At 59.6% G+C, this 16,771-nt stretch carries 15 protein-coding genes; 13 read left to right on the top strand and 2 right to left on the bottom strand.

Annotation, left to right across the window (positions count from 1 at the left end):
• Position 1: 1 nt before the first annotated feature.
• Positions 2–289: an Asp-tRNA(Asn)/Glu-tRNA(Gln) amidotransferase subunit GatC gene (gene gatC / locus HBN79_RS12475; RefSeq protein WP_016781778.1), complete on the bottom strand. Its 288-nt coding sequence runs from the start codon at positions 287–289 to the stop codon at positions 2–4.
• Between the two features lie 210 nt (positions 290–499).
• On the opposite strand from gatC, the gene mreB reads away from it, so the two are divergent.
• The 8 genes from mreB (at position 500) to tldD (ending at position 11,734) form a co-directional block, all read left to right on the top strand.
• Positions 500–1,537 carry a rod shape-determining protein MreB gene (gene mreB / locus HBN79_RS12470; RefSeq protein WP_002555108.1) on the top strand — a complete coding sequence of 346 codons (1,038 nt, stop codon included), beginning with the start codon at positions 500–502 and terminating at the stop codon, positions 1,535–1,537.
• A gap of 143 nt (positions 1,538–1,680) precedes the next feature.
• Positions 1,681–2,751: a rod shape-determining protein MreC gene (mreC, locus tag HBN79_RS12465; RefSeq protein ID WP_095001124.1), complete on the top strand. Its 1,071-nt coding sequence runs from the start codon at positions 1,681–1,683 to the stop codon at positions 2,749–2,751.
• Complete coding sequence (gene mreD, locus HBN79_RS12460) at positions 2,752–3,240, top strand: rod shape-determining protein MreD (RefSeq protein WP_095001125.1); 489 nt, start codon at positions 2,752–2,754, stop codon at positions 3,238–3,240.
• 51 nt (positions 3,241–3,291) lie between these two features.
• Positions 3,292–3,897: a Maf family protein gene (locus HBN79_RS12455; RefSeq protein ID WP_095018244.1), complete on the top strand. Its 606-nt coding sequence runs from the start codon at positions 3,292–3,294 to the stop codon at positions 3,895–3,897.
• A gap of 56 nt (positions 3,898–3,953) precedes the next feature.
• The gene (gene rng / locus HBN79_RS12450; RefSeq protein WP_095001127.1) at positions 3,954–5,411 is read left to right on the top strand and encodes a ribonuclease G; all 1,458 of its coding nucleotides are present in this window, start codon (positions 3,954–3,956) and stop codon (positions 5,409–5,411) included.
• 75 nt (positions 5,412–5,486) lie between these two features.
• A complete protein-coding gene (locus HBN79_RS12445; RefSeq protein ID WP_095026598.1) occupies positions 5,487–9,299 on the top strand; it encodes a YhdP family protein in 3,813 nt (1,270 codons plus the stop codon).
• 9 nt (positions 9,300–9,308) lie between these two features.
• Positions 9,309–10,136, top strand: coding sequence for a carbon-nitrogen hydrolase family protein (locus HBN79_RS12440; RefSeq protein WP_095001129.1), 828 nt, complete (start codon positions 9,309–9,311; stop codon positions 10,134–10,136).
• 155 nt (positions 10,137–10,291) lie between these two features.
• Positions 10,292–11,734, top strand: a complete 1,443-nt coding sequence (tldD, locus tag HBN79_RS12435; protein ID WP_016781785.1) for a metalloprotease TldD — start codon at positions 10,292–10,294, stop codon at positions 11,732–11,734.
• A gap of 47 nt (positions 11,735–11,781) precedes the next feature.
• Here the strand turns inward: tldD and yjgA are convergent, their stop codons facing one another.
• A complete protein-coding gene (gene yjgA, locus HBN79_RS12430) occupies positions 11,782–12,303 on the bottom strand; it encodes a ribosome biogenesis factor YjgA (protein ID WP_016781786.1) in 522 nt (173 codons plus the stop codon).
• Positions 12,304–12,410: 107 nt separating this feature from the next.
• Here yjgA and pmbA point away from each other — a divergent pair, with 107 nt between their 5' ends.
• From pmbA to HBN79_RS12405, 5 genes are all read left to right on the top strand, one after another.
• On the top strand, positions 12,411–13,757 hold the full coding sequence (gene pmbA, locus HBN79_RS12425; protein ID WP_169916757.1) for a metalloprotease PmbA: 1,347 nt from the start codon (positions 12,411–12,413) through the stop codon (positions 13,755–13,757).
• 141 nt (positions 13,758–13,898) lie between these two features.
• Complete coding sequence (locus tag HBN79_RS12420) at positions 13,899–14,294, top strand: FagA protein (RefSeq protein WP_095001132.1); 396 nt, start codon at positions 13,899–13,901, stop codon at positions 14,292–14,294.
• Positions 14,287–15,663 (top strand): class II fumarate hydratase, encoded by a 1,377-nt coding sequence (locus HBN79_RS12415; protein WP_095018241.1) that lies wholly within the window; start codon positions 14,287–14,289, stop codon positions 15,661–15,663. Before HBN79_RS12420 ends, HBN79_RS12415 begins: the two co-directional genes overlap by 8 nt.
• Positions 15,664–15,690: 27 nt before the next feature.
• Positions 15,691–16,140: a hypothetical protein gene (locus HBN79_RS12410; protein ID WP_095001134.1), complete on the top strand. Its 450-nt coding sequence runs from the start codon at positions 15,691–15,693 to the stop codon at positions 16,138–16,140.
• A 1-nt stretch (position 16,141) separates the two neighbouring features.
• Positions 16,142–16,753: a superoxide dismutase gene (locus tag HBN79_RS12405; protein WP_153326378.1), complete on the top strand. Its 612-nt coding sequence runs from the start codon at positions 16,142–16,144 to the stop codon at positions 16,751–16,753.
• Positions 16,754–16,771 lie beyond the last annotated feature (18 nt).

Raw genomic sequence — 16,771 nt, 5'->3', positions numbered from 1 at the left:
TTTACTCGATGACTTTCGGAACCAGATAGAGGCCGTTTTCGACCGCCGGTGCGATGGACTGATACGCCTCGCGATGATTGCTCTCAGTCACGACGTCTGCACGCAGGCGCTGGCTGGCTTCCAGTGGGTGGGCCAGAGGCTCGATACCGGTCGTGTCGACGGCCTGCATCTGATCAATCAGCCCCAAAATACTGTTAAGGGCTTCGGTGGTGCGTGGAATATCGGCATCATTGAGGCCAAGACGGGCCAAATGTGCGATTTTTTCCACGTCGGAGCGGTCTAGCGCCATGGGATTCTCCAGTGGAAAACAGGACGGATGCTATCCGTGTGTTAGATTGTCGGAACACTACCGCATTTCTACGGTCATATGGCCGCGATTGTGGGTGTTGGTGCTCAGAAAAGCGCCCAATTTAACATATTGGCGCCTTGCCCAAAATCCCTGTCGTTGTTAGAGTTTGCCGCACTTTTTTACCCACGCGTTGCCTAGGGTCCCTTTCCCATGTTCAAGAAACTGCGTGGCATGTTTTCCAGCGATCTTTCCATCGACCTGGGCACTGCCAACACCCTTATTTACGTGCGCGAGCGCGGTATTGTCCTGAATGAGCCATCAGTTGTGGCTATTCGGACACACGGTAACCAGAAAAGTGTCGTTGCTGTCGGCACCGAGGCCAAGCGCATGCTTGGCCGTACACCGGGCAACATTGCTGCCATTCGTCCGATGAAGGACGGCGTTATCGCCGATTTCAGCGTTTGCGAAAAAATGCTGCAGTACTTCATCAACAAGGTGCATGAAAACAGTTTCCTGCAACCTAGCCCGCGAGTCTTGATTTGCGTGCCTTGCAAATCGACTCAGGTAGAGCGTCGCGCCATTCGTGAATCGGCACTCGGTGCCGGTGCCCGTGAAGTGTTCCTGATCGAAGAACCAATGGCTGCGGCCATCGGTGCAGGCCTGCCGGTTGAAGAAGCTCGTGGCTCGATGGTTGTCGATATCGGTGGCGGTACCACTGAAATCGCGCTGATCTCCCTGAACGGTGTGGTTTACGCCGAATCCGTACGGGTAGGTGGCGACCGTTTCGACGAAGCAATCATCACCTATGTGCGCCGTAACTACGGCAGCCTGATCGGTGAATCGACTGCCGAGCGCATCAAGCAGGAAATCGGCACTGCCTACCCGGGTGGTGAAGTACGTGAAGTCGACGTACGCGGCCGTAACCTGGCAGAGGGCGTACCACGTGCCTTCACCCTGAACTCCAATGAAGTGCTCGAGGCTCTGCAAGAGTCGCTGGCAACCATCGTTCAGGCCGTGAAAAGCGCGCTGGAACAGTCTCCGCCAGAGCTGGCTTCGGACATCGCCGAGCGTGGCCTGGTACTGACCGGTGGTGGCGCCTTGCTGCGTGACCTCGACAAGTTGCTGGCTCAGGAAACCGGTCTGCCGGTGATTGTTGCCGAAGACCCGTTGACCTGTGTTGCGCGTGGCGGTGGCCGTGCGCTGGAAATGATGGATAAACACACGATGGATCTGCTCTCCAGCGAATAAGATCGCGTGATGCAGCCCTTTCGTTATCATCAGAAGGTAGCACTTTGCAGTGCTGCCTTTTGGCGTTTATCTTCTGTCAATCTTCATCCAGGCCGCTTGAAGCCGTATGAATAAATTGAACACCTGCCCGGGAGGAGCGGCTTATTAAACCGCTCTTTTCCAAAGGCCCCTCATTGGGCGTGCGCTTTCTGGTGCTGGTCGTGCTATCGGTCGCGCTAATGGTAGTGGACGCTCGCTTTACGTTACTCAAGCCTGTGCGCAGCCAGATGTCTCTGGTACTGATGCAGTCCTACTGGATCACCGATCTGCCGCAGCGTTTGTGGCAGGGCGTGGCCAGTCAGTTCGGCAGCCGCACTGAGCTGGTGGCTGAAAACGAGAAACTCAAAACCGAAAACCTTCTGCTTCAGGGGCGCATGCAAAAGCTGGCGGCCTTGACCGAGCAGAACGTTCGCCTGCGCGAGTTGCTCAACTCTTCGGCGCTGGTCAACGAAAAGGTCGAAGTGGCCGAACTGATCGGCATGGATCCCAACCCCTTCACTCATCGCATCATCATCAACAAGGGTGAACGTGACGGCGTTGTGCTGGGCCAGCCGGTACTCGATGCCCGCGGTCTGATGGGGCAGGTGGTTGAGTTGATGCCCTACACCTCGCGTGTCCTGTTGCTGACCGATACCACCCATAGCATTCCAGTGCAGGTCAACCGTAACGGGTTGCGGGCGATTGCCAGCGGTACGGGCAACCCCGAGAGCCTTGAACTGCGTCATGTTGCCGATACGGCGGATATCAAGGTGGGTGACCTGTTGGTCAGCTCGGGCCTGGGGCAGCGCTTCCCGGCCGGTTATCCGGTGGCAACGGTAAAGGAGGTGATTCACGATTCGGGTCAGCCCTTTGCCATTGTGCGGGCCGTGCCGACGGCAGCCCTGAATCGCAGCCGTTACCTGCTGCTGGTGTTCAGTGACAGCCGTACCCCTGAAGAGCGGGCCAACGATGCGGCCAAGGCTCAGCAGGCTGAACAAAACGGTGAACCGCCGCCGATCATTCCGGCGACGGTGCCCAAGCCGGTTGCGCCTGCAGCGGCCGTTATCCCGGCGGCTGTGGCTCCAGCTCCGGCGGCTGTTGCCGAGCCCAAGACCGTGAAAAAACCTGCGCCCGCTGCAACCCCTGCCGCCAAGCCGCCAGCCGCCGTGCCGGCCACTACCCGGGAGAGGCAATAAATGGCGAGTACCCGTTCGCGTAACGGCTGGATCATCTGGCTGACATTTGCCATTGGCCTGTTGCTCAGTATTTCACCCATGCCCCAGTTCATGGAAATCCTGCGCCCGCTCTGGCTGGCATTGCTACTGGCTTTCTGGGCCTTGTACATGCCGCACAAAGTGGGCATGGTCACCGCGTTTTGCCTGGGGTTGGCGGAGGATGTGCTGTATGGCACGTTGCTGGGGCAGAACGCCCTGACCCTGACCCTGATTACCTTTCTGGTGCTGTCCCTTCAGCAGCGCTTGCGGGTGTTCCCGATGTGGCAGCAATGCCTGGTGCTTCTGGTTGTGTTCGGCCTGGCGCAGCTTGCCCAACTGTGGCTCAGTGCGTTGACCGGCAATCGCCAGCCAACGCTGGCGCTGGTGTTGCCGGGTGTGGTCAGTGCCCTGCTGTGGCCCTGGGTCAGTTACGGGCTGCGCGGGCTGTGCAGACGCTTCAAAATCAATTAACCGGATACGAGCCATTTCCTGGTTTGTGCACCTCGACAGGGAGATGTCTTGATGACCTCGCTTTATCTGGCCTCTGGCTCACCGCGCCGACGCGAGTTGTTGACTCAGATCGGCGTGCCGTTTGAAACGGTCAGCGCAGCCATTGACGAAACTCCCCTCCCGAATGAATCCCCTGTGGCCTATGTCGAGCGCCTGGCGCGCGAAAAGGCCCAGGCCGGGCGCCAACAACTGCTGACGACCATGCCGGACGCTGCGTTTTGCGTACTGGGGGCTGACACGGCCGTGGTGCTCGATGAACACATTCTCGGTAAACCGGTCGACGAGGCCGACGCCTTGGCTATGCTCATGGCGCTGTCTGGCCGGGAGCATGAGGTGTTGACCGCGATCGCGATTATTGACGCCGGGCGCTGTGAAACCCGAGTGGTACGCAGTCAGGTACGCTTTAGAAACATCAGCAAACAAGAAGCCAGCCTGTATTGGGCCAGCGGTGAACCCCTGGACAAAGCCGGTGGCTACGCCATTCAGGGCTTGGCTGCGGTGTTTGTGGCGGGCCTGAATGGCAGTTATTCCGCCGTCGTGGGCCTGCCTGTGTGCGAAACCGCAGAACTGCTCGGGCATTTCGGCATACCCTGTTGGCAAAACCTTACCGTGCGCTGAATACGGCACCTACGAGACGTGGCACTACTGTGATGACGCCTGAACGAGACCCAGCCATGAGTGAAGAGATCCTGATCAACATCACGCCGATGGAATCGCGCGTGGCAGTGGTAGAGAACGGTGTTCTGCAAGAGGTGCATGTCGAACGTACCCAGCGCCGGGGCATTGTCGGTAATATCTACAAAGGCAAGATTGTCAGGGTTTTGCCCGGCATGCAGGCTGCCTTTGTGGATATCGGTCTGGATCGTGCTGCTTTTATTCATGCCTCCGAAATTTCCCTGCGTGAAGGCCAGGCCGTTGAAAGCATCGGTACGCTGGTGCATGAAGGCCAGAGCCTGGTGGTGCAAGTCACCAAAGACCCGATAGGTTCAAAAGGTGCGCGCCTGACGACTCAACTGTCGATACCCTCGCGCTACCTGGTGTATATGCCGCGCACTGCCCATGTCGGCATTTCGCTGAAGATCGAAGACGAAGCCGAGCGCGAACGGCTTAAACAGGTGGTCAGTGATTGCGTGGCCCAGGAAGGCATCAAGGAAGCCGGCGGGTTTATCCTGCGTACGGCGGCCGAAGGTGCCGGGGCGGATGAGATCCTGATGGATATTCGCTACCTGCGTCGTTTGTGGGACCAGATCGGTGCCCAGATCAAGACGGTTGGCGCGCCGACGGTGATCTACGAAGACCTGGGCCTGGCGCTGCGTACATTGCGTGATCTGGTCAGCCCCAAGATCGAGAAAATTCGCATCGATTCGCGGGAAACCTTTCAGAGGACCACGCAATTTGTTGCCGAACTGATGCCGGAAATCGCCGACCGCCTTGAGCACTACCCGGGCGAACGGCCGATTTTCGATTTGTACGGCGTTGAAGACGAAATCCAGAAGGCCCTGGACCGCAAGGTACCGCTCAAGTCCGGCGGTTATCTGGTGGTCGACCCGGCTGAGGCCATGACCACCATCGACGTCAACACCGGCGCGTTTGTGGGGCATCGCAACCTTGAGGAAACCATCTTCAAGACCAACCTCGAAGCGGCTACCGCGATTGCCCGGCAACTGCGCCTGCGCAACCTGGGCGGGATCATCATCATCGACTTTATCGACATGGAAGATGAAGAGCACCAGCGCCAGGTGATACGCACCCTGGAAAAACAGCTGGAGCGTGATCACGCCAAGACCAACATCATCGGCATTACCGAGTTGGGTCTGGTGCAGATGACCCGCAAACGTACGCGCGAGAGCCTGGAGCAAGTGTTGTGCGAGCCGTGCGTGTGCTGCCAGGGCCGGGGAAAGTTGAAAACCCCCGAAACCATCTGCTATGAAATCTTCCGTGAGATCCTGCGAGAGGCCCGGGCTTATCAAGCGACCGGCTATCGTGTGCTGGCCAACCAGAAAGTGGTGGATCGTTTGCTGGACGAAGAGTCAGGCAATGTCGCGGAGCTGGAAGGGTTTATCGGTCGCACGATTCGTTTTCAGGTCGAAACCATGTACTCCCAGGAACAATACGACGTGGTGCTGCTCTGAAGTATCTAGCGTCACATAGCGTCGAAAAGGGGCTGAAACCGACCCCTACGATCATTATTTAAGGGGCCACCTGACATGGAGCGTCTGACACGCTTTTTTGCCGCGCTGACCCGTTGGGGGCTGGGCGCGTGCGCTCTGGTTTTGGTCCTGACGGCGTTGTACGTCAGTATCGGCCGTGAATTGACCCCCCTGATCGCCGAATACCGCGTTGAAGTGCAGAGCAAAGCCCGTGAAGCGCTGGGCATGCCATTGACCATTGGCAGCCTGGAAGGAAGCTGGAGCGGCATGGCGCCGGTATTGAAGGCCCACGACGTCATGGTCGGTGAGGGCAACAGCGCCCTGCGTCTGGATGAAGTGCAGGTGGTGCCCGATGTGTGGGCCAGCCTGTTGAACCGTGATATCCGTATTGGTCACGTGCAACTCAATGGTCTGCAACTGAGCTTGCGCCAGGATGAACACGGCCACTGGGCACTCGAAGGGCTGCCGGTGCAGGATGACCAGCCGCTTGACCCTGAGCAGTTGCTCAACCAGCTGCAACGTGTGGCGCGGTTGTCGGTGCTCGACAGCCAGGTGACCCTGGAACCCTACAAACAATCCCCGCTGACCCTGACTTATGTCGGGCTGACGCTGGACGTCGGCGCGTCGGACCAGCGTCTTGATGCGCGGCTGACCTTGCCCGATGGCCAGCCCGTGGCGCTGAGCCTCAGCACACAGGTTCAGGCCAGCCACTGGCGTGACGGTGCGGCCCAGGCCTATGTGAGCCTGCCGCAAAGTGATTGGGCCAAGTGGCTGCCGGCCACGCTGATCGCACCGTGGAAAGTCTCCGAGCTCAAGGCTGGAGGCGAGTTCTGGTTCAACTGGAGCCAGGGCTCGGTACAGAGCGCGGTGGCGCGCCTGAATGCGACCCGGTTCAGTGGTGCCTATGCCGATCGCAAACCCGAGACCATCGAGAACCTGGCGCTGCATGCCTGGGCTGAGCGCGGCAAACAGGGTTTCAGGGTGGTGCTCGACTCACTGGCCATGAACCTGGGCAAGACCCGTTGGGAAACCCGTCTGCAACTGCAGCAGTTCGCGGCCACCGACAAGGAGCAGGAGCGTTGGCACCTGCAGGCCGACCGCCTGGACCTGACCCCGATCACGCCGCTGATGGACTCACTGGCCCCCGTGCCGGAAGCCGTCGCCAAAGTCATCGATCAATTGAGCGTTACCGGCACCTTGCGCAATGTGCTGGCTGATTATCGACCAGCAGCCACGGACGATCAAAAAATCAGCTTTGCGGCCAATCTGGAGCAGGTCGGCTTCAATGCCACCCACGGCGCTCCGGCGGCGCGCAATGTCAGTGGCCTGATCAGCGGCGACCTGGGCAAGGGCGAACTGCGCCTGGACAGCAAAGACTTCATGCTGCACCTCGACCCGATCTTCGCCAAGCCCTGGCAATACCTGCAAGCCAATGCCCTGCTGACCTGGACCCTGAACAAGGACAGCTTCACCCTGATTGCGCCCTACATCAAAGTGCTGGGGGAAGAGGGCAATATCGCGGCCGACTTTTTGATCCGCATTCACCTTGACCATTCCCAGGAAGATTACATGGACCTGCGGGTGGGCCTGACAGATGGCGACGGCCGTTTTACCCCCAAGTACCTGCCTGAAGTACTGAGTCCGGCGCTTTCGGAGTGGCTGAGCACGGCGATTATCAAAGGCGCAGTCGAAGAGGGCTTCTTCCAGTATCAAGGTTCGCTGAGCCATGACGCCGTTGCGGCGGCGCGCAATATCAGCCTGTTTTTCAAGGTGCATGGCGCAGAACTGGCGTTCCAGCCTGGCTGGCCCCATGTGCGTAACGTGTCGGGCGATGTGTTTATTGAAGATAGCGGTGTGCGGATCATGGCCAGCAAAGGTCAGCTACTCGACACCCGTGTGCGTAACGTGGCTGTCAGCATCCCGCATGTGCCTGCCGGCAAGGTCAGCCATCTGTTTCTGGATGGCGACTTTGAGGGCGGGCTGGGGGACGGTCTGAAAATTCTTCAGGAAGCACCGATAGGTACCGCAGAAACGTTCGCTGGCTGGCAGGGTGAAGGTTCGCTGAAGGGCCGTGTTGATCTGGACATCCCGCTGGAAAAGGGTGTGGAGCCAAAAATCCTGGTGGACTTCAACGTCGACAAGGCGCGCCTGAAAATCAGCGAACCCGAGCTTGAACTGACCCAGCTCAAGGGTGACCTGCGCTTTGACAGTGCCAAGGGCCTGAGCGGCAAGGGCATCAGCGCCCGGGCGTTCGATCGCCCGATCACCGCGCAGATCTTTGCCGACGGCAAGCCTGGCCGCATCAGCACCCGGGTGGTGGCCAGCGGTCAGGTGGGGGTGAAAAAACTCACGGACTGGCTCAAGTTCAATCAACCGATCCCGGTAAGCGGTGACTTGCCCTATCAGTTGCAACTGACCCTGGACGGTGCCGACAGCCAGTTACGCGTCAGCTCCAGCCTCAAGGGCGCGGTGGTGGATTTGCCGGCACCCTTCGGGCTGGCGGCCAATGAAAGCCGCAACAGCGTGTTTCGCATGACTCTGCAAGGGGCCGAGCGGCGGTACTGGTTTGACTACGGCGACCTGGTCAACCTGACCTTTGCTGCCCCCAATGGCAAGTTTGAAGACGGGCGTGGCGAGTTGTTCCTGGGCGATGGCAAACCCGTTTTGCCCACGACCAAGGGCCTGCGCATTCGCGGCGTGCTGTCGGAGCTGGACGTCGCCCCCTGGCAGGCGCTGGTCGAACGATATGCCGGCAATGACCCCGGCGGCAGCGCCAAGCAACTGCTCAGCAGTGCGGACTTTAAAGTCGGCAAGTTGATTGCCTTCGGCACCCAATTGGATCAGGTGCGCCTGGTCATGAAGCGCGTCGCCGCCTCCTGGGCGCTGCAAATCGACAGCAAGCAGGCCATCGGCGCCGTGACCCTGCCGGATGCGAACAACGCACCGATTGTGGTCAACATGCAGACCATTCGCCTGCCTGCGCCTGATCCCAAGACGGTGGCAGACGAGAATGCCCCCGACCCGCTGGCTGCGGTCGACCCGCGCAAAATACCGGCCCTGGACATCATTATTCGCCAGCTCTACCAGGGGGCGGACCTGCTTGGTGCCTGGTCACTCAACATTCGACCCAACAGCCGGGGCATCAGCCTTACCAGTCTCAATCTGGGGCTCAAGGGCATGCTGCTAGAAGGTTCGGGCGGCTGGGAAGGCGTGGCGGGTAACAGCAAAAGCTGGTACCAGGGGCGCCTGGGTGGCGGCAACCTGGCCACGGTGCTGAAGAACTGGGGCTTTGCCCCCAGCGTCACCAGCGACAACTTTCATGTGGACATCGATGGCAACTGGCCCGGTTCGCCAGCGTGGATTGGCCTCAAGCGTTTCTCCGGCACACTGGACGCCTCGCTCAACAAGGGGCAGTTTGTGGAAGTCGACGGCAGCGCCCAGGTGCTGCGCATTTTTGGCTTGCTCAACTTCAACGCCATTGGCCGTCGTCTGCGCCTGGACTTCTCCGACCTGTTCGGCAAGGGCCTGAGCTATGACCGGGTCAAGGGCGTGCTCAATGCCCGCAGCGGCGTGTACAGCACAGGCAAGCCGATCCTGATGACCGGGCCGTCCACCAATCTGGAACTTAACGGTACATTGAACATGGTCACCGACCGGGTCGACGCCAAGCTGCTGGTGACCTTGCCCGTGACCAATAACCTGCCCCTTGCAGCGCTGTTGGTGGGCGGGCCGGCAGCGGGCGGGGCGATGTTCCTGCTCAACAAGCTGATCGGTGACCAGGTGTCGCGCTTCGCCAGCGTGCAATACAGCATTCAAGGGCCGTGGAACGATCCGAAGATCACTTTCGACAAGCCTTTCGAGAAACACTAGGAGCGCAGCATGACCCTGGCAGTGATTCAAATGGTCAGCCAGAGCGATGTCCTGGCCAATCTGGCCCAGGCGCGCCGGCTGCTGGAAGAGGCTGCCCAAGGCGGTGCGCAACTGGCCGTGTTGCCCGAGAACTTTGCCGCGATGGGCCGTCGCGATACTGCCGCCATCGGCCGCGCCGAGGCGTTGGGCGAGGGCCCGATCCTGCCCTGGTTGAAACAGACCGCCCGCGACCTCAAGTTATGGGTAGTGGCTGGTACTTTGCCTCTGCCCCCCGAGGGGCAGCCTGAAGCCAAGGTCAATGCTTGTTCATTGCTGATCAACGCCGAGGGCGAGCAAGCGGCCCGTTACGACAAATTGCACTTGTTTGATGTGGATGTGTCTGACAACCGTGGCCGCTATCGCGAGTCTGATGACTATGCCCGGGGCAAGCGTGTGGTGGTGGTTGATACCCCGGTGGGCAAGCTGGGCCTGAGCGTATGTTATGACCTGCGCTTCCCGGAGCTGTACAGTGAGCTGCGCACTGCGGGCGCTGAACTGATTACCGCGCCCTCGGCCTTTACCGCTGTCACGGGTGCGGCCCATTGGGAGATACTGATACGCGCCCGCGCCATTGAAACCCAGTGCTATATCCTTGCAGCGGCCCAGGGCGGCGTGCATCCGGGCCCGCGAGAAACCTGGGGGCATGCAGCCATTATCGATCCCTGGGGGCGGGTGCTGGCCGAGCAGGCGCAGGGCGAGGGGGTGTTGCTGGCCCGCCGCGATGCGCTTGAGCAGGCGGATATCAGGGCGCGCATGCCGGTGGTGAGCCATCGGCGGTTCAACGCCCATCTAATTTAAGTGGGAGCGGGCTTGCTCGCGATGCAGGCGACAGGGTGTAACCGTTGCCCCGCATCGATGCCATCGCGAGCAAGCCCGCTCCCACAGAACAGATTTTTCAGGCCCGAGGGTTCAGCACTCAAAGATGCTGAAGCAGGGGCCAAGACGGAGTGATTATGAGCGAGTTGTTGACCTCAGTCAGCGAACACCTGTTGGCACCCGGAGGTGTCACCATCGAAAGCCTGCAAAGCGTATTGGGCGACCTGGCCGGGCCGGGTATCGACGCGGCAGACCTGTATTTCCAGGGCCAGATTTCCGAATCCTGGGCGCTGGAAGACGGCATCGTCAAAGAAGGCAGCTTTAACCTCGACCAGGGTGTAGGTGTTCGCGCCCAGTCTGGCGAGAAGACCGGCTTTGCCTACAGCAATGCCATTACCCTGGACGCATTGGGTCAGGCCGCCCGCGCCGCCCGTTCGATCTCCCGTGCCGGGCAAAACGGCACGGTGCAGGCGTTCACCACTCAGGACGTGGCTCAGCTGTATGGCCCGGACAACCCGCTGGAAGTCATCAGCCGCGCAGAAAAGGTCGAGCTGCTCAAGCGTGTCGATGCCGCCACCCGCGCCCTAGATCCGCGTATCCAGCAAGTCACCGTGAGCATGGCCGGGGTCTGGGAGCGGATTCTGGTGGCCTCCACCGATGGCGGGCTGGCGGCAGATATCCGGCCGCTGGTGCGTTTCAACGTCAGCGTCATCGTTGAGCAGAATGGCCGTCGCGAGCGCGGCGGTCATGGTGGTGGCGGGCGTACCGACTACCGCTATTTCCTCACTGACGATCGTGCCATGGGTTACGCCCGTGAAGCGTTGCGCCAGGCCCTGGTCAACCTCGAAGCGGTACCGGCTCCGGCAGGCACCATGCCGGTGGTTCTGGGCTCGGGTTGGTCCGGCGTACTGTTGCATGAAGCGGTGGGTCACGGTCTGGAAGGGGACTTCAACCGCAAGGGCAGTTCTGCCTACAGCGGACGCATGGGCGAAATGGTTGCTTCCAAACTGTGCACCATCGTCGATGACGGTACCCTGGCGGGCCGCCGTGGCTCGCTGAGCGTGGATGACGAAGGCACCCCGACCGAGTGCACCACCCTGATTGAAAACGGCGTGCTCAAGGGCTATATGCAGGACAAGCTCAATGCCCGTCTGATGGGCGTGGCGCGCACCGGCAACGGCCGTCGCGAATCCTATGCGCACTTGCCGATGCCGCGCATGACCAACACCTACATGCTGGGCGGCGAAAGCGATCCTGCCGAAATCATCGCTTCGGTGAAAAAGGGCATCTACTGCGCCAATCTGGGTGGTGGTCAGGTCGATATCACCAGCGGCAAGTTTGTGTTCTCCACCAGCGAAGCCTATCTGATTGAAGACGGCAAAATCACTCGCCCAGTCAAAGGCGCGACCCTGATTGGCAACGGGCCGGAAGCAATGAGCAAGGTGTCGATGGTCGGTAACGATCTGTCGCTGGACAGCGGCGTAGGCACGTGTGGCAAGGATGGGCAGTCGGTGCCGGTAGGTGTCGGCCAGCCAACCCTGAAGATTGACGCGATCACTGTAGGCGGTACGGGCGGTTGAGGGGAGGTCCCGTGAAGGTTGCCAGGCAACCTTCACGGGTACGAGTCTTAACGCAGACCGCGTTGAGTCTCGTCCAACCCACGGATGTACTTGAACAATTTGCGGCTTGAAGCCGGTGCCTTGTTATGAGCCAGCTCGTGTTTGGCCTGACGTATCACCGAACGCATTTGCTGGCGGTCGGCTTCAGGGAACTCGGCAACAAACTTTTCCAGTACAGCGTCATCACCCTCGATCAGGCGATCACGCCAGCGCTCGAGGTTGTGAAAACGTTCGTTGTACTGGCGAGAAGAGGCATCGACTTGATCGATCAAGGCAAGAATTTCGTCAAGCGGTTGATCGCGCATCAGTTTGCCGATGAACATCATATGGCGCTTGCGCGCAATATGAGCCGTGTGTTTTGGAGCATCTGCCAAAGCCTTACGCATAGCGTCAGTCAGGGGCATTTTGTTCAGCAAGTCAGGCTTGAGTGTCGTGAGACGCTCGCCCAGATCAACCAGAGCATGAAGCTCGCGTTTGACCTGCGATTTGCTTTTTTCGCCGTCGAAGGCGTCGTCGTAAGAATCAACCATGGTGGCAGTCCGCAAAGAAACGCCGCCATGATAACCAGTCGGGGGCCGCTTGTCCGGCCCGGTCGCTCGGCGGCCCTGCCGAAAACAGAATTTGAGTGGAGAAAACCATGAGTGCAGTTCAAAGCGTCGGCCCGCAGGCCTTGCCGGCACTGCAGGAACAGGTCGAGCAAATCATCGCCGAAGCCAGGCGCCAGGGTGCCAGCGCCTGTGAAGTCGCCGTGTCGCTGGAGCAGGGGTTATCGACCTCGGTACGTCAGCGCGAAGTTGAAACCGTAGAGTTCAACCGTGACCAGGGTTTTGGCATCACCCTCTATGTAGGCCAGCGCAAAGGCTCGGCCAGCACCTCGGCCACCGGCCCGGATGCCATCCGCGAAACCGTCGCCGCCGCCCTGGCGATTGCCAAACACACCTCGGAAGACGAAAGCTCGGGTTTGGCCGATGCCAGCCTGATGGCGCGTGAACTGAAAGACTTTGATGTGTTCCACACCTGGGACATCACCCCCGAGCAGGCCATTGAAAAGGCCCTGGCCTGCGAAGCCGCTGCATTTGAGGCCGACAGCCGGATCAAAAATGCCGATGGCACCACCCTCAGCACCCATCAGGGCTGCCGCGTGTACGGCAATAGCCATGGTTTTATCGGCGGCTCGGCTTCGACCCGTCACAGCCTCAGTTGCGTAATGATTGCCGAAGGCGACGGCCAGATGCAGCGTGACTACTGGTATGACGTCAATTGCCAGGGCGAGTTGTTGATGGACGCCGTGAGCATTGGCCAGCGCGCCGCCGAGCGCGCTGCCCGGCGACTGGGCTCGCGCCCGGTACCGACGTGCGAGGTGCCGGTGCTGTTCTCGGCCGAACTGGCTGGCGGCCTGTTTGGCAGTTTCCTGGGGGCAGTCTCGGGTGGCAACCTGTACCGTAAATCGTCGTTCCTGCTCGATGCAATGGGGCAGCAGATTTTCCCTGAATGGTTGACCCTGGATGAGCGCCCGCACCTGATGCGCGCCATGGGCAGCTCGTCGTTCGACAATGATGGCCTGGCCACTTACGCCAAACCGTTTATCAAGGACGGCGAGTTGGTTTCGTACATCCTGAGCACTTACTCGGGGCGCAAACTGGGCATGCCGAGCACTGCCAACGCCGGCGGCGTGCATAACCTCTTTGTGACACACGGTGATGAAGACCAGGCAGCCTTGATTCGCAAAATGGGGCGTGGTCTGTTTGTCACCGAGTTAATGGGCAGCGGCCTGAACATGGTCACCGGTGACTATTCCCGTGGCGCGGCGGGTTTCTGGGTCGAGAATGGCGAAATCCAGTTCCCGGTGCAGGAAGTGACCATCGCCGGCAATATGCGCGATATGTTTAAACAGATCGTGGCCGTGGGCAACGATCTGGAGCTGCGCAGCAACATCCGCACCGGTTCGGTGCTGATTGAACGCATGATGGTGGCGGGCAGCTAAGACTGGCCTGTTCCATGCCAAGGCGTATCACTGCAACGGTGATACGCCTTTTTTGTGTTTGTGCATCCTGTCCTTTAGCAGACTTGTTTTGATAATCAATATCGCTTAATAATGAATCTCATTATCGAGTGAGCCTGGGTCATGAGTTCTGCGTTGCGTGAAGGGCCGTATCTAGAAAGCTGGCGCTGGATGAGCCGCCAGATCCGCTGCGGGCTGGCGCCGGACGAGCCGCGCCTGATCGAGCATTACCTGGCTGAAGGCCGCTATCTTGCTGGCTGTACAGCCACTTCCCCGTGGTTGATTGCGGTCACCACCTTCCGCCTGATGCTAGATACAGCCACTGACACCGCGCTGCCTTGGCACTGGCGCAATCTGTGCCTGGACAACGCGTGGCGTCCGCTGCGCGACCTCGAAACCCAAGCCTTGTGCAATTGCCGACTCAAGCGCTGGCAAAGCTTTGCCTGGCAGTTGGCAACCTGCGAGCTCGAACCTTCAATTTCTTTAACAGAACTGGTGCAAGGATTTCCCGATGAGTAACACTCGTATCGAACGTGACAGCATGGGTGAGTTGCGTGTGCCTGAATCCGCGTTGTACGGTGCGCAAACCCAGCGTGCAGTCGACAACTTCCCCATCAGCCATCAACGCATGCCTGCGCAATTCATTCGCGCCCTGATCCTGGCCAAGGGCGCAGCGGCCCTGGCCAACGTTGAACTCAAGCAGATCAGCGCGGCCCAGGGCGAGGCGATTGTCGAGGCCACCCAGATCCTGTTGACCGGTGATTTCATGGAGCACTTCCCGGTGGATATTTTCCAGACCGGTTCGGGCACCAGCTCCAACATGAATGCCAACGAAGTGATTGCAACCCTGGCCACGCGGCTGCTGGGCGAGCCGGTGAACCCCAACGATCACGTCAACTGCGGGCAAAGCAGCAACGACATTATCCCGACCACCATCCATGTCAGCGCTGCACTGGGCCTGCACGAGCAGTTACTGCCGGCGCTGAGCCATCTGGTGCAGGTGATCGAGCGCAAGGCGATCGAGGTTCACGCCTACGTCAAAACCGGGCGCACCCACTTGATGGACGCGATGCCGGTACGCATGAGCCAGGTGCTCAATGGTTGGGCGCAGCAGCTCAAGGCTAACATCGAGCATTTGCACAACCTGCAGCCAGCTCTGCAAGCCCTGGCCCAGGGCGGTACCGCGGTGGGCACCGGGATTAACGCCCACCCGCAGTTTGCTGCGTTATTCAGTCAGCAACTCAGCGAGCTGACCGGGGTGGCCTTCACGCCGGGCAAGGACCTGTTTGCCTTGATTGGTTCGCAAGACACCGCAGTGGCTGTTTCTGGTCAGTTGAAGGCCACGGCAGTGTCACTGATGAAAATCGCCAACGACCTGCGCTGGATGAACTCCGGCCCCCTGGCCGGTCTGGGCGAAATCGAACTTGAGGCGTTACAGCCGGGCTCGTCGATCATGCCGGGCAAGGTCAATCCGGTGATTCCGGAAGCCACGGCGATGGTCGCGGCCCAGGTCATCGGCAACGACGCGGCGATCACCGTGGCAGGTCAGTCCGGCAATTTCGAACTGAACGTCATGCTGCCGGTGATTGCGCACAACCTGTTGAGCAGCATCGAACTCATGGCCAACTCAAGCCGCCTGTTGGCTGACAAGGCCATCGCCAGCTTCAAGGTCAATGAAGCCAAGCTCAAGGAAGCGCTGTCGCGCAACCCGATCCTGGTAACGGCACTGAACCCGATCATCGGTTATCAAAAAGCCGCCGAAATTGCCAAGACCGCTTACCAGCAAGGGCGCCCGGTAATCGATGTGGCACTTGAATACACGGATTTGTCACGCAGCCAGCTTGAGGTCCTTCTCGACCCCGAGAAACTCACCGCCGGCGGCGTTTAATCCATCGACACTGCTTTGGAGGTTCACATGGATCACTGGAAACGCACGATCGAAAGAGCCAACCGCTGTTTCGCCGAAGGCGAACTGGTCGATGCCCGCGAGCATTATCTGCAGGCGCTGGCCCTGGCCCAGGTGCTGTTCGAGCGCTGGAGTGATGCCGACGAAGCAGTGGCCGCCTGCGTCATTTCACACCACAACCTGGCGGATCTGCATTTGCGCCTCAATCAACCGGAGGAGAGCGTGGAGTACCTCTGTGCGATTCATCAGCGATTGTTGCAAACCATGCAGAACGCGCGCCTGCCGACAGCATTGCGTGAAGCGGCGCTGCGTCAGAGCAGCAAGACCTACGTAGAGCTTTTGAATTTTATCAGTGAGTACGGCGAGTACCCGCGCTCCAACCTGTTGCTCAAAAGCAATGTGGCTCAGAGCAGCCATGAGTTCTCGACAGTTAGCGGCCATCACTTAGGAGCACATTGAAATGACTTACACCTTGCCTGCATTGCCTTATGCCTATGACGCGCTTGAGCCGCATATTGATGCGCAAACCATGGAAATTCACTACACCAAGCATCACCAGACCTACATCAACAACCTCAATGCGGCCGTAGAGGGCACCGAATGGGCCAAGTGGCCGGTGGAAAAACTGGTGGCCAGTGTTCATCAGTTGCCCGAAAAGCTGCGCGCTGCAGTGATCAACCAGGGTGGCGGGCATGCCAACCACTCGTTGTTCTGGGAAGTCATGAGCCCTAAAGGCGGGGGTAAGCCCGAAGGTGCGCTGGCCAAGGCGATTGATGAGCAGTTGGGTGGTCTGGAGGTGTTCAAGGAAAACTTTACCAAAGCCGCGCTGACGCGTTTTGGCAGTGGCTGGGCATGGTTGAGCGTGACCCCGCAAAAAACGCTGGTAATCGAAAGCAGCGGCAACCAGGACAGCCCGCTGATGAACGGCAATACGCCGATCCTGGGGCTTGATGTGTGGGAGCACGCGTATTACCTGCGCTATCAAAACCGCCGCCCGGAGTATATCAACGCGTTTTACAACGTGATCAACTGGCCGGAAGTGGCGCGACGCTATCAAGCGGCGATTGGCTAAGCGCAACGAAAGGATTCA

Origin of the sequence: Pseudomonas sp. WS 5051 (assembly GCF_012985715.1) — a bacterium.
Taxonomy (GTDB): Bacteria; Pseudomonadota; Gammaproteobacteria; order Pseudomonadales; family Pseudomonadaceae; genus Aquipseudomonas; species Aquipseudomonas bubulae.
Note: the sequence above shows the minus strand (reverse complement) of the source record. Positions and strands in the feature narration are given on the sequence as shown.

What these genes read in the sequence shown, in the direction of transcription:
- mreD (WP_095001125.1), top strand. Translation starts at nt 2,752, where the DNA reads ATGGCGAGTACCCGTTCGCGTAACGGCTGGATCATCTGGCTGACATTT.
- HBN79_RS12455 (WP_095018244.1), top strand. Translation starts at nt 3,292, where the DNA reads ATGACCTCGCTTTATCTGGCCTCTGGCTCACCGCGCCGACGCGAGTTG.
- HBN79_RS12440 (WP_095001129.1), top strand. Translation starts at nt 9,309, where the DNA reads ATGACCCTGGCAGTGATTCAAATGGTCAGCCAGAGCGATGTCCTGGCC.
- tldD (WP_016781785.1), top strand. Translation starts at nt 10,292, where the DNA reads ATGAGCGAGTTGTTGACCTCAGTCAGCGAACACCTGTTGGCACCCGGA.
- HBN79_RS12405 (WP_153326378.1), top strand. Translation starts at nt 16,142, where the DNA reads ATGACTTACACCTTGCCTGCATTGCCTTATGCCTATGACGCGCTTGAG.
- HBN79_RS12420 (WP_095001132.1), top strand. Translation starts at nt 13,899, where the DNA reads ATGAGTTCTGCGTTGCGTGAAGGGCCGTATCTAGAAAGCTGGCGCTGG.
- mreB (WP_002555108.1), top strand. Translation starts at nt 500, where the DNA reads ATGTTCAAGAAACTGCGTGGCATGTTTTCCAGCGATCTTTCCATCGAC.
- yjgA (WP_016781786.1), bottom strand. Translation starts at nt 12,303, where the DNA reads ATGGTTGATTCTTACGACGACGCCTTCGACGGCGAAAAAAGCAAATCG.
- HBN79_RS12445 (WP_095026598.1), top strand. Translation starts at nt 5,487, where the DNA reads ATGGAGCGTCTGACACGCTTTTTTGCCGCGCTGACCCGTTGGGGGCTG.
- HBN79_RS12410 (WP_095001134.1), top strand. Translation starts at nt 15,691, where the DNA reads ATGGATCACTGGAAACGCACGATCGAAAGAGCCAACCGCTGTTTCGCC.
- rng (WP_095001127.1), top strand. Translation starts at nt 3,954, where the DNA reads ATGAGTGAAGAGATCCTGATCAACATCACGCCGATGGAATCGCGCGTG.
- pmbA (WP_169916757.1), top strand. Translation starts at nt 12,411, where the DNA reads ATGAGTGCAGTTCAAAGCGTCGGCCCGCAGGCCTTGCCGGCACTGCAG.
- gatC (WP_016781778.1), bottom strand. Translation starts at nt 289, where the DNA reads ATGGCGCTAGACCGCTCCGACGTGGAAAAAATCGCACATTTGGCCCGT.
- HBN79_RS12415 (WP_095018241.1), top strand. Translation starts at nt 14,287, where the DNA reads ATGAGTAACACTCGTATCGAACGTGACAGCATGGGTGAGTTGCGTGTG.